The sequence below is a fragment of the Erythrobacter neustonensis genome (genome assembly GCF_001663175.1).
GTDB classification, from domain to species: domain Bacteria; phylum Pseudomonadota; class Alphaproteobacteria; order Sphingomonadales; family Sphingomonadaceae; genus Erythrobacter; species Erythrobacter neustonensis.
In genome coordinates this window covers 889,160-902,399 of the sequence record NZ_CP016033.1, presented here as the reverse complement: position 1 = coordinate 902,399, position 13,240 = coordinate 889,160, and the positions used below count along the sequence as shown (strand labels likewise).

12 protein-coding genes are annotated in these 13,240 nt (G+C 66.7%); 8 read left to right on the top strand and 4 right to left on the bottom strand.

The genetic code is table 11. The features are described 5' to 3' along the window. Nucleotides 1-2: 2 nt before the first annotated feature. The gene (locus A9D12_RS04230; RefSeq protein WP_068350092.1) at nucleotides 3-818 is read left to right on the top strand and encodes a PhzF family phenazine biosynthesis protein; all 816 of its coding nucleotides are present in this window, start codon (nucleotides 3-5) and stop codon (nucleotides 816-818) included. Nucleotides 819-917: 99 nt separating this feature from the next. Here the strand turns inward: A9D12_RS04230 and A9D12_RS04225 are convergent, their stop codons facing one another. Beyond that, nucleotides 918-2,063, bottom strand: coding sequence for a serine hydrolase domain-containing protein (locus A9D12_RS04225; RefSeq protein ID WP_068350090.1), 1,146 nt, complete (start codon nucleotides 2,061-2,063; stop codon nucleotides 918-920). Between the two features lie 35 nt (nucleotides 2,064-2,098). On the opposite strand from A9D12_RS04225, the gene A9D12_RS04220 reads away from it, so the two are divergent. After that, nucleotides 2,099-2,464: a hypothetical protein gene (locus tag A9D12_RS04220; RefSeq protein WP_068350089.1), complete on the top strand. Its 366-nt coding sequence runs from the start codon at nucleotides 2,099-2,101 to the stop codon at nucleotides 2,462-2,464. A gap of 137 nt (nucleotides 2,465-2,601) precedes the next feature. Here the strand turns inward: A9D12_RS04220 and mnmA are convergent, their stop codons facing one another. After that, nucleotides 2,602-3,786 (bottom strand): tRNA 2-thiouridine(34) synthase MnmA, encoded by a 1,185-nt coding sequence (gene mnmA / locus A9D12_RS04215; RefSeq protein WP_068350087.1) that lies wholly within the window; start codon nucleotides 3,784-3,786, stop codon nucleotides 2,602-2,604. A 44-nt stretch (nucleotides 3,787-3,830) separates the two neighbouring features. Between mnmA and A9D12_RS04210 the strand changes: the two genes are divergently transcribed. The 6 genes from A9D12_RS04210 (at nucleotide 3,831) to A9D12_RS04185 (ending at nucleotide 11,308) form a co-directional block, all read left to right on the top strand. Beyond that, nucleotides 3,831-4,331, top strand: a complete 501-nt coding sequence (locus tag A9D12_RS04210; protein ID WP_197489877.1) for a hypothetical protein — start codon at nucleotides 3,831-3,833, stop codon at nucleotides 4,329-4,331. Further along, entirely contained in the window at nucleotides 4,331-4,630 is a 300-nt protein-coding gene (gene sciP / locus A9D12_RS04205) for a CtrA inhibitor SciP (protein WP_068350083.1), read from the top strand. The genes A9D12_RS04210 and sciP overlap by 1 nt, the downstream gene beginning before the upstream one ends. Before the next feature lie 121 nt (nucleotides 4,631-4,751). Then, complete coding sequence (locus tag A9D12_RS04200; RefSeq protein WP_068350078.1) at nucleotides 4,752-5,018, top strand: GlsB/YeaQ/YmgE family stress response membrane protein; 267 nt, start codon at nucleotides 4,752-4,754, stop codon at nucleotides 5,016-5,018. Nucleotides 5,019-5,218: 200 nt separating this feature from the next. Beyond that, nucleotides 5,219-6,409, top strand: a complete 1,191-nt coding sequence (locus A9D12_RS04195; protein WP_068350076.1) for an efflux RND transporter periplasmic adaptor subunit — start codon at nucleotides 5,219-5,221, stop codon at nucleotides 6,407-6,409. Nucleotides 6,410-6,487: 78 nt separating this feature from the next. Further along, nucleotides 6,488-9,967, top strand: coding sequence for an efflux RND transporter permease subunit (locus A9D12_RS04190; protein WP_068350074.1), 3,480 nt, complete (start codon nucleotides 6,488-6,490; stop codon nucleotides 9,965-9,967). 48 nt (nucleotides 9,968-10,015) lie between these two features. Next, nucleotides 10,016-11,308 carry a DUF445 domain-containing protein gene (locus A9D12_RS04185; protein ID WP_082925388.1) on the top strand — a complete coding sequence of 431 codons (1,293 nt, stop codon included), beginning with the start codon at nucleotides 10,016-10,018 and terminating at the stop codon, nucleotides 11,306-11,308. Between the two features lie 46 nt (nucleotides 11,309-11,354). On the opposite strand, the gene A9D12_RS04180 is transcribed toward A9D12_RS04185, so the two are convergent. Then, a complete protein-coding gene (locus A9D12_RS04180; protein ID WP_082925387.1) occupies nucleotides 11,355-12,230 on the bottom strand; it encodes a TonB family protein in 876 nt (291 codons plus the stop codon). A 75-nt stretch (nucleotides 12,231-12,305) separates the two neighbouring features. Then, nucleotides 12,306-13,235: an electron transfer flavoprotein subunit alpha/FixB family protein gene (locus A9D12_RS04175; RefSeq protein WP_068350070.1), complete on the bottom strand. Its 930-nt coding sequence runs from the start codon at nucleotides 13,233-13,235 to the stop codon at nucleotides 12,306-12,308. Nucleotides 13,236-13,240: the final 5 nt, after the last annotated feature.

Below are 13,240 nucleotides of genomic sequence, written 5' to 3'. Positions count from 1 at the left end.
CGATGACGCAGAAAATTCCATATTGGCACGTCGATGCCTTCAGCGATCGGCCTTTCGGCGGCAATCAGGCAGCGGTGATGGTGCTGGACGAATGGTTGCCTGACGATGTGCTGGTGAAGATCGGCGGGGAGAACAACTTCGCCGAAACCGCCTTCGTGGTGCGCGATGCGAGCGGTGCGGCCGACTGGGAGCTGCGCTGGTGCACCCCGACCTACGAGATCGCGCTGTGCGGCCATGCCACGCTGGCAAGCGGGCACGTGCTGCTGACCTGCGATGCCGAAGGGCAGGCGATGGACCGGGTGACGTTCCGCACCCGGCAATCGGGGATCCTCGAAGTGGTGCGCGACGGCGCGGGCTATGAACTCGCGCTCCCCGCGATTCCGTGTGCGCCCGATACTGCCGCGCGGCAGGCGGAGGCGATTGCCTTGCTGGGCGCAGCGCCGTTCGAAGTCGCGCGGTCGGAGCTTGGTTACAACATCTACCTGTTCGAAAACGCGGCCGCGGTGCGCGCGCTTGCGCCCGATATCCGCGGGCTCGAGCGGCTGGGCAGCGACCAGTTCATCTGCACCGCGCCGGGCGATGCAACCGATATCGTCAGCCGCGTCTTCGTGCCCGGCGGCGGGGTGGACGAGGATTCGGTCACCGGCTCGGCGCACGCCGCGCTCACCCCGTTCTGGGCGCAGAAGCTGGGCCGCACGCAGTTCACCGCGCATCAGGCGAGCACGCGCGGCGGCGATCTGACGCTGCGGCTGGCAGGCGACCGCGCATGGCTCGGCGGCCCCTGCGTCACCGTGGTCGAGGGTGCGTTCTATCTCTGATCGGTCGCGCAGCGACCGCAAGCCCGAACGGGCGCCCGCAGCGGGCGCAGCTATGCTGTGCGTCTAGCGAGGACCGCGCGCCGGATGGCGTGCGGAAACCTAAGACTCCGGGTAAAGCTCCAGGACGTCCGCCGCCTGTTGCAGCATCGGCGGGCGTTCGGCAGCGTCCGAATGGCCGAGACGCACCAGAGTCACGCGCTGGCGGGGCGAGACGAGCACATATTGGCCCATGTGGCCGATCAGGCTGAAAACGCTTTCGGGCGCGCGGTCGGGGAACAGCGGGTGTTCGCCTGCCGGCGCGCCGGGGACCGGGCGGTTGAGCCAGATCTGGAACCCGTAATGCGGGCTGCGCGGCGAGGGCGTCACCATCGCTTCGACCCAGCGTTGCGGCACCAGTTGCTCGCCGCCGGGCGCGGCGCCCTTGCGGCGCAGGAATTCGCCAAGCTTGGCCCAGTCGCGCGCGGTGGCATGCATCAGGCTGCCGCCGATCAGCGTGCCGCTGGCATCGAATTCGGGCACCATGCTGGTCATGCCGAGCGGGGCGAACAGCCGCTGCTGGAGGTAATCGGCCACCGCCTTGCGTCGCGCCTCGGGCTTGGTGCTGGTGGTCAGCGCGCGCGTGGCAATATCGGCGAGGATCACGCTGGTGTTGCTCGAATATTCGAACTGCTTGCCCGGCTCCGCTTCGAGCGGCTGTTCCTCGGCCCACTTGGCCATGTTGTCGCGCCCGTCGAGGAACAGCATCCTGACCTCGCTCGATTCGTAGGGCGGATCGCCCGCCTCGGTGTGGCGGAGGCCGCTGCGCATCTGGAGCAGGTGGCGCAACGTGATCTCGCTGCGCGGATCGCCCTGGCGCTGCCACAGCGGGACGGGGGCGGGCGCGTCCAATGCGAGGAGCCCGTCTGACACCAGCATCCCGATCAGCACGCCGGTAACGGTCTTGGCCATCGACCAACTGACGAAGCGCGTGTCCTTGTCGTAGCCCGGCCCGTAACGTTCGGCGGCAAGCTTGCCGTTCGCCATCACCACCACCGCGCGCGTATCGCCTAGGCCGGGCGCGGTGAACAGGTCGTCGATCGCGCGGGCAAGCTGGTCCTTCGGCGCGCCCGCATCCTTCGTCACCGCGGCCTTGGCGGCATCGGACAAGGGCGCTTCGGCAGGGGCGGCGGCGCCGCAGGCGGCAAGTGCCAGCAGGGCTGGCGCGAGGCCGAGCGCGCGGTTAAGGGCAGCTTTGTGGAGGGTCATCGCGCTCTCATTCCCCGAAGCATGAAGGCTTGGCAATGGCGAAATCATCCGCACCCGCGCGCGGCGCGGCGCAAACCCGCAAGGGCGCGCGCTGGGGCCTGTGGCTCATCGCGATCCTTGCCGCAGCGGTCGCAATTGCCGCCTATGCCTACCGCGAACCGATCCGCGGATATGGCGCAATTGCCGCGGCCTATTCGGCGCGGGTGGGGTGCTCGTGCCGCTATGTCGCGGGGCGCGATCTGAAGGATTGCAAGCGCGACAAGGTTGCCGGGATGGAGCTGGTGACGATGGTCGAGGACGAAGAGACCCGCAGCGTCACCGCGCGTTTCCCGCTGGTGGCCAAGGCGACAGCGACCTACCGCGAAGGCTATGGCTGCGTGCTGGAGCCGTGGGAGGGTTGAGGTGCGGCTCCGACTCGATGTTTCTACTTCGTAGAGCTTCGCTTCCACGTGAAACATTCGGGTAAGGGGAGGGCGAGCCGGGTCTGGAGGGGGTCTGCTAGGGGGCAAGCCCTCGGCAAACCCCGCGCACATCGCTGCTAACCGGCGACCTTCTCGGTTGCGCCGATCCACCCGCCGCCGACCACGCGGTCGCCTGCATAGATCACCGCTGCCTGTCCCGGCGCGACGCCATATTCGGGCGCGGCGAAACGGATCGTCACCGCCGCGCCGTCGCCCAGCGTGCCTTCGAGTGTCACGGGCACGGGCTTGGCCAGACTGCGAACCTTGGCGGTTAGCGGGCCATCGGGAAGTGGGCCGATCCGGTTTGTTTCGGTCACTTGTGCCGCGCTCACCCCCAGCATCCGCTTCGGGCCGACGCGCACTTCGCGGCTCGGCGCGTCGAGGCCGATGACGTAGAGCGGTTCGGGCTGCCCGCCGATGTCGAGGCCCTTGCGCTGACCCACGGTGAAATGGACGATCCCCTTGTGCGAACCCAGCACCGCGCCGGTCGCGGCATGGACAATGTTGCCGGGCGCGGCGCCTTCGGGGCGGACCTTGGTGACAATCCCGGCGTAATTGCCATCGGGGACAAAGCAGATGTCCTGCGAATCGGGCTTCGCGGCGTTGCGCAGGCCCGCGGCCTCGGCGAGTTCGCGCACCTGCGGCTTGGGCATCCCGCCCAGCGGGAAGCGCAGATAGGCAAGCTGATCGTCGGTGGTGCCGTAAAGGAAATAGGACTGGTCGCGCGCGGGGTCGAAGGCGCGATGCAGTTCGGCACCGTGGTTCGCGATCACGCGGCGGACATAATGCCCCGTGGCAAGGCAATCCGCGCCCAACTCGCGCGCCATCCGGAACAGGTCGGTGAATTTCGGGCCCATGTTGCAGCGGATGCAGGGCACCGGGGTGCGCCCGGCGAGATATTCGTCGGCGAATTGTTCGACCACGTCCTCGCGGAACGCGCTTTCGTGGTCGAAGACATAATGCGCGATCCCCAGCCGGTCGGCCACGGCGCGCGCATCGCGGATATCGTCGCCCGCGCAGCACGCGCCCTTGCGCCCCGTCGCGGCGCCATAATCGTAAAGCTGGAGCGTGATCCCGATCACTTCGGCGCCGCTGGCATGGGCGAGCGCGGCGACCACCGAACTGTCGACCCCGCCGCTCATCGCGACCACGATCCGGCAATCGGCCGCGGCACGCGGCAGATCGAACAGCGCGGCGGCGGCTTCGCGGTCAAGGGGCAGGGCGGCGGACGCGCCGGCGGCAAGGGTGGCAGGGGTTTCCATGGGATGCCAGCGCATATAGCGATGCCGCCGCCCGCGCGCCAGTGGTGCGCGGGCAGCGCCAAAATCGCCTGCTCCCGTCCCTAACCCGAGGTAAAAGGGGGATTTACCGGATTTTGACATGCGTGCGCCTATCAGGGCGAATGATGTTCGAAAAAGCCAAACCCCAGCCGGCGCATTTCACCGCCTCCGCCCGCGATCCGGGGGGCGTCACGGCCCCGGCGCGATTCGCCGCCCGGCGCGGCGGCGATGCGCTGCGTGCGCTCGAATGGAGTGAGCTGACCGCAAGGCTCAACGCCGCGCGCGATCTGCGCGCCCTGCTGCGCAGCGATTCGCAGGCACCGATCGAAGCGGCCGCAGCAAGCTTCGGCGATGCCGCGGCAAGCTATTTTGCGCTCCTAGATCATGACGAACCCGATTTTAACCTCGATGCCTTAGGGCAATGGAAAGGTCCGAAGGTGCATGACAAGGCCAGTGATGCAAACCGCCGGGACACGATGCGACAGACCCCTTCCGATGCGCCCCGCCGCGCTGCGAGAGACAAGTGATGATTGAGAATCAGGATATCCGCCCCGCACAGGTAATCGGCCCGCTCGGCGAGCCGCTGACGCTTGCCGACCTGCCTTCTCCCCAGACCAAGCGCTGGGTGGTGCGGCGCAAGGCCGAGGTGGTGGCCGCGGTGAATGGCGGGCTGCTGACGCTCGACGAGGCGCTGGCGCGTTATGGCCTCACGCTCGAGGAATTCGCCTCGTGGCAGCGCGCGGTCGACCGTTCGGGGATGCATGGCCTGCGCGTCACCAAGATCCAGCATTACCGCGATCTCTACGAGCGCCAGCTGAAATACTGATCCCGCTGCCGCTGCGGCCGCCCGGCGAACAGGGTTGCCTTGCAGCGAACCCCTGTGCCAGTCTCGTGGCTGCGCCCGATGCCACCTGCATCCGGGCGCTTAGCAAAGGGGATCACAGATCATGGGATGGATTGTTGCACTGATCGTCGGCGGGATCGCCGGCTGGCTGGCGAGCAAGGTGATGCGGCGCGATGCGTCGATGGGGATCATTCTCAACATCGTGGTCGGCTGTGTCGGCTCGGTCATCGGCAATGCGATTGCCGGGCCATTGTTCGGCGTGCGCGGCAGCGTGCAGCAGTTTTCGCTGACCGGGATGCTGATCGCGCTCTTGGGCGCGGTGGTGCTGCTCGGCATCTTCAATCTCGTCCAGCGCGGCCGCGTGCGGTGACCGGCTTTCCGGCCGATTGCGGCCGGATTGCGCCTTTCCCTTTCCTGCCTTTCGTCTAGGCCGGAAGTCACCCGTCGATGCGCCGATTGCGGGCTTGGCCTCGCCGATCTATCAGGCGTTGCAATTGGTGACTTATGTAGATAATACACTCTGGGGGCGGCGCGTGCAGTGCGCGGGGCGTCCCCAGTGAGGGAACGGCGATGAATTACGAGACGACGATCAGGTCCGAAGCTGGCGACGAAATCGCGCCCGAGGTTTCGGGGGCGCGCCCGCTGGCGGCGCCCGCGATCCCGCGCTGGCTGATCATCGGCGGGCTTTCCGTGTTCGGCCTGCTGCTCGCGATCGCGGCATGGTTCGTGTTCGTCGGCAAGGAGCCCGCGCCGGTCGCCGACGACAATTCGCAGGCGCCCTCGGTCACGGTGGTGACGCCCGGCCGCACGATGGTCGCGGGCGAATTCGAAGCGCCGGGCACGCTCGCCGCGCGCCGTCCGATGCCCGTGGGCGTGGTCGGCGAAGGCGGGCAGGTGATCAGCGTCACCGTCGATGCGGGCGACTGGGTTTCGCAAGGTCAGGTGCTCGCGGTGATCGACCGCAGCGTTCAGGTCCGTCAGGCCGAGGCGCAGGCCGCGCAGATCGATGTCGCGCGCGCCGATGCCAATCTGGCGCAGGCCAATCTCGACCGTGCCCTCCAACTGGTCGCGCGCGGGTTCGTGTCCAAGGCCGATGTCGACCGTCTGACCGCGACCCGCGATGCCGCGGTCGCGCGCGTCAAGGTGGCGCAGGCGCAGCTGGGCGAACAGCGCGCGCGCAACCAGCGGCTCAACATCCTCGCGCCCGCCTCGGGCTATGTCCTCGCCCGCGCGGTGGAACCCGGGCAGACCGTGGGCGCAGGCAGCCCCGCATTGTTCACGATCGCCAGCGGCGGCGAGATGGAAATGCTCGCGCAGCTTTCCGAAGAACAGCTGTCCAAGCTGTCGGTCGGCACCGCAGCGACGATCACCCCGACCGGCTCCGAACAGAGCTTCAGCGGCCAGATCTGGCAGATCGCTCCGGTGATCGACCAGACCACCCGGCAGGGCACCGCACGCATCGCGCTGAGCTTCGCGCCCGAACTGCGCCCCGGCGGCTTTGCCACCGCGCGGATCAACAGCGGCAGCTTCAGCGCGACCGTGCTCCCCGAAAGCGCGGTGCTGGCCGATACCCAGGGCAGCTTCGTCTATGTCGTGGGCAAGGACAACAAGGCCACGCGCCGTGCGGTGAAAACCGGCGCGGTCACCGAACAGGGATTGGCGATCACCGAAGGGCTGAACGGCACCGAACGGGTGGTGCTGCGCGCCGGCGGGTTCCTGAATCCGGGTGAAACCGTCAACCCGCAGCCGCTCAAGAAGTAACGCATTCCCCCTGCCGCAGCCCTCACAAGGGGCGCAACCGGCAGGGCCGCCGCAAGGGCGAACCACAGGCAGGACAATATGGCACTACGCGACATCTCGGCCTGGTCGATCCGCAATCCGGTGATCCCTCTGGTGTTCTTCACCGGACTGCTGTTTGCCGGGATCATCAGCTTCATGCGGATGGATGTGACCAACAACCCGGATGTCGATTTCCCCGCGGTAATGGTCAATATCGCGCAGCCCGGCGCCTCCCCGACCGAGATCGAGAACCAGATCACCCAGCGCGTTGAAAGCGCGCTGCGTTCGATCGCGGGGGTCAATTCGCTGCAATCGACCGCGCGCGAAGGCAGTTCGATGACCTTCGTCGAATTCGAGATCGGCACCGATCTGATCGAAGCGGTGAACGAGGTCGAGACCGCGATCGCATCGGTGCGCGGCAGCTTGCCCGACGGTATTCTCGAACCGCAGGTCGGCAAGGTCAACGTCGTTGGCGAGCCGATCGGCTATGTCGGGGTCGAAGCCAACGACATGACGCTCGAACAGCTCAGCTGGTTCGTCGACGATGTGGTCGCCAAGCGGCTGCTCAAGATCCCCGGCATGGCCGAGGTCGAGCGGATCGGCGGGGTCGACCGGCAGATCGAGGTGATCCTCGATCCGGCGCGGATGCAGTCCTTCGGGGTCACCGCCTCGCAGATCAACGCCGCGCTGCGGCAGAACAATCTCGATGCCGCAGGCGGTGTTGCCGAGGTTGGCGGCACCCGCCAGTCGCTGCGCGTGCTGGGCAATTCGGACACCGCGTTCCAGCTGTCGCAGACGCAGGTGCAGCTTGGCGGCGGGCGCACCGTGCGCCTGGCCGACATCGCGCAGGTGCGCGACGGCTATTCCGAACGTTCCTCGATCAGCGAAGTCGGCGGCAAGGAGGTCGTCAACTTCCTGATGAACCGCGCGCGCGGCGCGTCGGACCTTACGGTCTATGACGCCGCGCTCGAGGAGATGGACAAGATCGAGGCCGAGAACGAGGGCGTCAAGTTCATCAAGTTCTCGACCAGCACGACCTACACCCGCGGCCAGTACAAGTCCTCGATGTGGGCGCTGGTCGAAGGCGCGGTGCTCGCGGTGATCGTGGTGTTCATCTTCCTGCGCGACTGGCGTGCGACCTTCATTTCGGCGGTCGCGATCCCGCTGTCGGCGATCCCGACCTTCTGGTTCATGGATCTGCTTGGGTTCAACCTCAATTTCCTCTCGCTGCTCGCATTGGCGCTGGTGGCGGGCGTGCTGGTCGACGATGCGATCGTGGAGATCGAGAACATCGTGCGGCACATGCGGATGGGCAAGACCGCCTATCAGGCATCGATCGACGCCGCCGACGAGATCGGCCTGCCCGTGGTGGCGACCAGTTTCTGCATCGTTGCGGTGTTTCTGCCGGTCGGCCTGATGCCGGGCGTGTCGGGTCAGTTCTTCCAGAACTTCGGGATCACCGTGGTGGTCGCGGTGCTGATGAGCCTTGCGGTCGCGCGCATGCTGACCCCGCTGATGGCGGCCTATTTCCTCAAGTCGCACGGCGCCGCCGAACACGGCGAAGGCCGCGCGATCGACGCCTATATGCGCGTGCTCGCCTGGACGCTCGACACCGGCAAGATGGCGGTGCGCCGTGCGGGCCTCACCGGCCCGCGCCGCCGCGCGCTTTATGTGCCGATGCTGCTGCTGGTGGTGATCGCGCTGCTGATGGTGCCCGCGCTCACCATGTTCGAACTGGCGAACGGTTCCGTGACCGGCGCGTGGAAGGGGCTGCTCGGCCTCGGCATCGACAAGCAGATCGCCGCTGCGGTTTCGTCTGATACCAACACCGCGATCTACAAGATCGTCGCCAAGGTGTTCGAAGTGGCGATCGTGCTGTTCGTTTCGGTTGCGGCCTTCGCTGCGGGCTATTTCGCTTTCAAGGCGATCGAGGCGCCCGCGGGCGGTGACAGCCGCTTTGCGCAGAACACCCGCTGGCTGACCGCGCGGTTCTACGATCACCGCATCTGGATGCTGGGCGCAGGCTGGCTGTCGCTGCTGGTGACGATCCTGCTGTTCGGCCAGATCCCCGGCCAGTTCCAGCCGACCATCGACGACGAAAACAGCCGGGTCGAGATCGAGATGGTCCCCGGCACCACGCTCGACGAAACCAAGCGCGTGGTCAACGCGGTCGCCGCGCGGCTGCGTCAGGAACCCGAGGTCGAACGGCTGCTCGAACGCATCCGGCAGGGCGAAACCTCGTCGGTGTTCATCAAGCTGCGCGCCGACCGAGCCCGCAGCTCGGTCGATTTCGAGCGCGAGCTTGCGCCTGAACTTGCGCGCATCCCCGATGCCCGCGTGCGGTTCCAGTCGCAATCGGGCGGGTTCGGTTCGGGCCGCGACATGACCGTGATGCTCGCCGGCTCCGATCCGGTGCTGCTCGACCAGACCGCCGCGCGGCTGGTGGAGGAGATGAAGGGCCTCAGATCGCTCGTCGCCCCGCGGATCAGCGCCGACCTCAACCGGCCGGAAATCATCATCACCCCGCGCGGTCAGATCGCCGCCGAACTGGGGATCACCACCGCCGCCTTGTCGCAGACGATCCGGATCGCGACCCTGGGCGAGATCGAGCAGAACGCCGCGCGCTTCTCGCTGTCGGATCGCCAGATCCCGATCGTGGTCCGCCTGTCGGAGGAATCGCGCACCGATTTCACCACGATCGAAAACCTGCCCGTGCCGCTGCCCAACGGTGGTTCGGTGCCGCTGAGCCGCGTCGCCGACATCAGCTTCGGTTCGGGCCCGACCGCGATCCAGCGCTACAACCAGAACCGCCGCGTGCTGGTGGGCGCCGATCTGGCCGCCGGCGTCCTGAAGGGCGAGGCGCAGGCGCAGATCGATGCGCTGCCCGTGCTGCAGGACCTGCCCGTGGGCGTGATCCGCGACGTGGTGGGCGAAGAGGAATGGCAGGCCGAACTGGTGCAGAACCTGATCATCGCGGTGATCGCGGGCGTGCTGCTGGTGTTCGCGGTGCTCGTGCTGCTCTACAAGCGGTTGATGAGCCCGCTGGTCAACATGACGTCGCTGGCGCTCGCGCCGCTGGGCGGCGTGCTGCTGATCTGGCTGCTGGGCCAGCCCAACTCGATGCCGGTCTATATCGGGATCCTGCTGCTCTTGGGCATCGTCTCGAAGAACTCGATCCTGCTGATCGATTTCGCGATCGAGGAGATGAACAAGGGTGTGGGCAAGCGCGCCGCGATCCTCGATGCCGGGCACAAGCGTGCACAGCCGATCGTGATGACCACCGTGGCGATGACCGCAGGCATGGTGCCCGTCGCGCTGTCGCTTTCGGGTGACGGGGCGTGGCGTCAGCCGATGGGGATCGTGGTGATCGGCGGGCTGGTCGTCTCGACGCTGCTCACGCTGCTGATCGTGCCCGCGGGCTTCAGTCTTGCCGATGGCCTGGAAAAGCGCGTCGGCCCGTGGCTGCGTTCGCGGATGCTGACCTATCAGCCGGGCGACGACACGCGCGGGATCGTGGCGGCCCCGCACCCTGCCGAATGAACGCAAAAGGGGTGACGCCGGGCTACGCGGCGGGCTAAGGCATTGAACATGGCCACGCCCCCCTTGCGCCCGCTCACTCTTGGCGGACAGCCGCTGACCATCGACCGCGCGCGGCGGATGCGCTGGACCGCGACCGGCATGCTGGCAGCCATGGCGGCGATCTTCGTTGCCACGCTGGGGCTTGCGGCGGACGGGCACCCCGCGTGGGGCTATGTCCACGCCTTTGCCGAAGCCGCGATGGTGGGGGGCCTTGCCGACTGGTTCGCGGTGACCGCGTTGTTCCGCCATCCGCTCGGCCTGCCGATCCCGCACACCGCGATCATCCCCGAAAACAAGGACCGCATCGCCGATACGATGGCGGTGTTCCTGCGCGAGAATTTCCTGACCCCCGCGGTGGTCGCACGGCGGATGGCGGCGATGAACATCGCCAAGGCGGCAGGCGAATTTCTCGCCGCCTCGCCGGAGCGTGGCGGGGTGGACGACCGTTCGCGGATCACCGGAGGCGCGGCCGAACTGCTCGCCGAAGTGCTCGAATCGCTCGACCCCGACCGGCTCGGCAACCAGGTCCGTTCGGGGCTGGCGGGCCAACTCGCCAAGCTCGACATCGCGCCGCTTGCGGGCCGCATGATCGAGACGACGATGGCCGACAAGCGCCACCAGCCGCTGATCGATGGCTTCGTGCGCTGGGCGGGTCTGACGATCGAGGACAACGAGGATACGCTGCGCGAAATCATCTCGCAGCGCGTCGCGGGCGTGCTGCGCTGGACCGGGATCGACAAGACGATCTCGTCGAGCGTGCTCGACGGGCTGTATAAATTGCTGGCGGAGGTGCTGGTGAACCCGCAGCACCCCTTGCGCGGCAAGATCGAGGAAGGGCTGTCCAAGCTCGGCCAGGACCTGCAGCACGATCCCGAAACCCGCGCCAAGGTCGAGGAGATGAAGCGCGAGCTGATCGCCAACCCGGCGGTGGCGGTGTGGTGGACCGGGGTGTGGGAACGCATCCGCCGCTCGCTGATTGCCCGCGCGCGCGATCCGGAAAGCGGGATGGGCGAGGAAATGCGCAGCATGCTCGCCGAACTGGGCACCGCGCTGCAATCAGACGCGCGGCTTCAGCACCAGATCAACCGCTTCGCGCGCCGGACGATGGTGGGCGTGGCGACCCGCTATGGCGACCAGATCGTGCGGCTGGTGTCCGAGACGGTCAAACGCTGGGACGCGCGCACCATCACCGACCGCGTCGAAGGCGCGGTGGGCCGCGACCTCCAGTTCATCCGCATCAACGGCACGCTGGTGGGCGGGCTCGTCGGGATGGCGCTGCATTTCCTGACCGTGGTGCTCTAGCGCGCGCGAATCGTGCATTCGGGATGCGGGCTGAGGACGACTATTCTCAATTGCTTCGGTAGGTGACCCGCGTGCCCCAGAAGCCGTAGCGCGGCTGGCCATCCGTCCCGATTGCCGGCTCGAACTCCGCCGCGCGAAGGAAGCCGAAGCAGGCGGCATCGTCGAACACCGCAGGCCGGTCCGAGGCCGCGATCTGGCAAGTGGTCACGCGGCCCTTGTCGTCGATGGTGAGTTGCACCGCAACCGTGCCATCGTCACCGTTCAACAATTCGCGCTGGGGGAAGCGCTCCTGAAGGAATCGGGCGAACTCGCGGACGTTCTTGGGACGTGGTCCTTGCGTGATCTGTGCCAGACCTGCTTCGTCGAGTTTAAGGCTCTTGACGAGGTCAACAACACAGGTCCGCATCGCATTGAGCGGCGACCGCATCTCTCCGATCTCAAGTGTGACTGGCGCGCGCAGACCTTTGGAGAGGGACAGCGTCTGAATTGCCTTCTCGCGCTCGGACCCGATTTCGCTGACGACGGGCGGCGATTTGGGGTCGGGGCGGGTTGCGGGCGCAAGATGAATGCCGTGCATCATGATGAAGGGTGTCATCCCCTCCTTGCGGACACTCGAAAGAAAGGAGCGTTCGGATGGTGCTTCATCGGGGCCAAAAGCAATCCGCATCTCGGCCCCAACGGTCTTGCCGAAGGGTGCGCCGGTCAGGATGATGTTGAAAAAGGGGCCGGTTCCCGACTGGTCGATCTGCAACTCCACCGCGTCCGGGCCGCTACCGAACTTGCGCGCCAGCGAGCATGTGCCTTCGCCGTAATCAATTCGCCATGGACCTGCCGGTGCCAGCCGCAGCGGTTCTGCTGCAACAGCCGGAAAGGCAGGAAGGACGGCCAGCATGATGGCTGGAGCAAGAAACAAGCGACCCATGAGAAAAACCCCCGATAAGCCGAAGCTTACCGGGGATTCTTTGTATTTCAAAGCTTTTTATAAGGCTTTACCGCCTTACAGCGCGTTGGTCAGTTCCGGCACCGCGGTGAAGATGTCCGCGACCAGGCCGATATCGGCGACCTGGAAGATCGGCGCGTCCTCGTCCTTGTTGATCGCGATGATCACCTTGGAATCCTTCATGCCGGCAAGGTGCTGGATCGCGCCCGAGATGCCGATCGCGAAATAGACTTCCGGGGCGACGATCTTGCCCGTCTGGCCGACCTGGTAGTCGTTGGGGACATAGCCCGCATCGACCGCCGCGCGGCTTGCACCGATCGCTGCGCCGAGCTTGTCGGCGAGCGGGGTGATGACGCTCTCGAAAGTTTCGGCATCCTTGAGCGCGCGGCCACCCGAAACGATGACCTTGGCGCTGGTGAGTTCGGGACGCTCGCTCTTGGCGATTTCGGCGCTGACGAAGCTCGAGGTGCCGGCATCGCCTGCGCCGCTGACGGCTTCGATCGTGCCGCTGCCGCCTTCGGTCGCGGCCTTTTCGAACGCGGTGCCGCGCACGGTGATGACGAGCTTCTCATCGCTCGATTCGACCGTGGCGATCGCGTTGCCGGCGTAGATCGGGCGGGTGAAGGTCTTGGGGCCTTCGACCGACAGGATTTCCGAAACCTGCATCACGTCGAGGTGTGCGGCAACGCGCGGGGCGACGTTCTTGCCCTGCGTGGTGGCAGCCGCGAGAAACGCGTCGTGGTGGCCCATCAGCTCGGCTGCGAGCGGGGCGACGTTTTCGGCCAGGCCATTGGCGTAAGCCGCATCGTCCGCGACGTGGACCTTGCCCACGCCGGCGATCTTCGCGGCCGCTTCGGCAACGCCGCCGCAGTTGTGGCCGGCGATGAGCAGGTGGACTTCGCCCAGCTTCGCTGCAGCCGTGACGACCGCGAGGGTCGCGTCGGCTACCTTGGTGTTGTCATGTTCGACGAGAACCAGAGTCTTCATCTCGT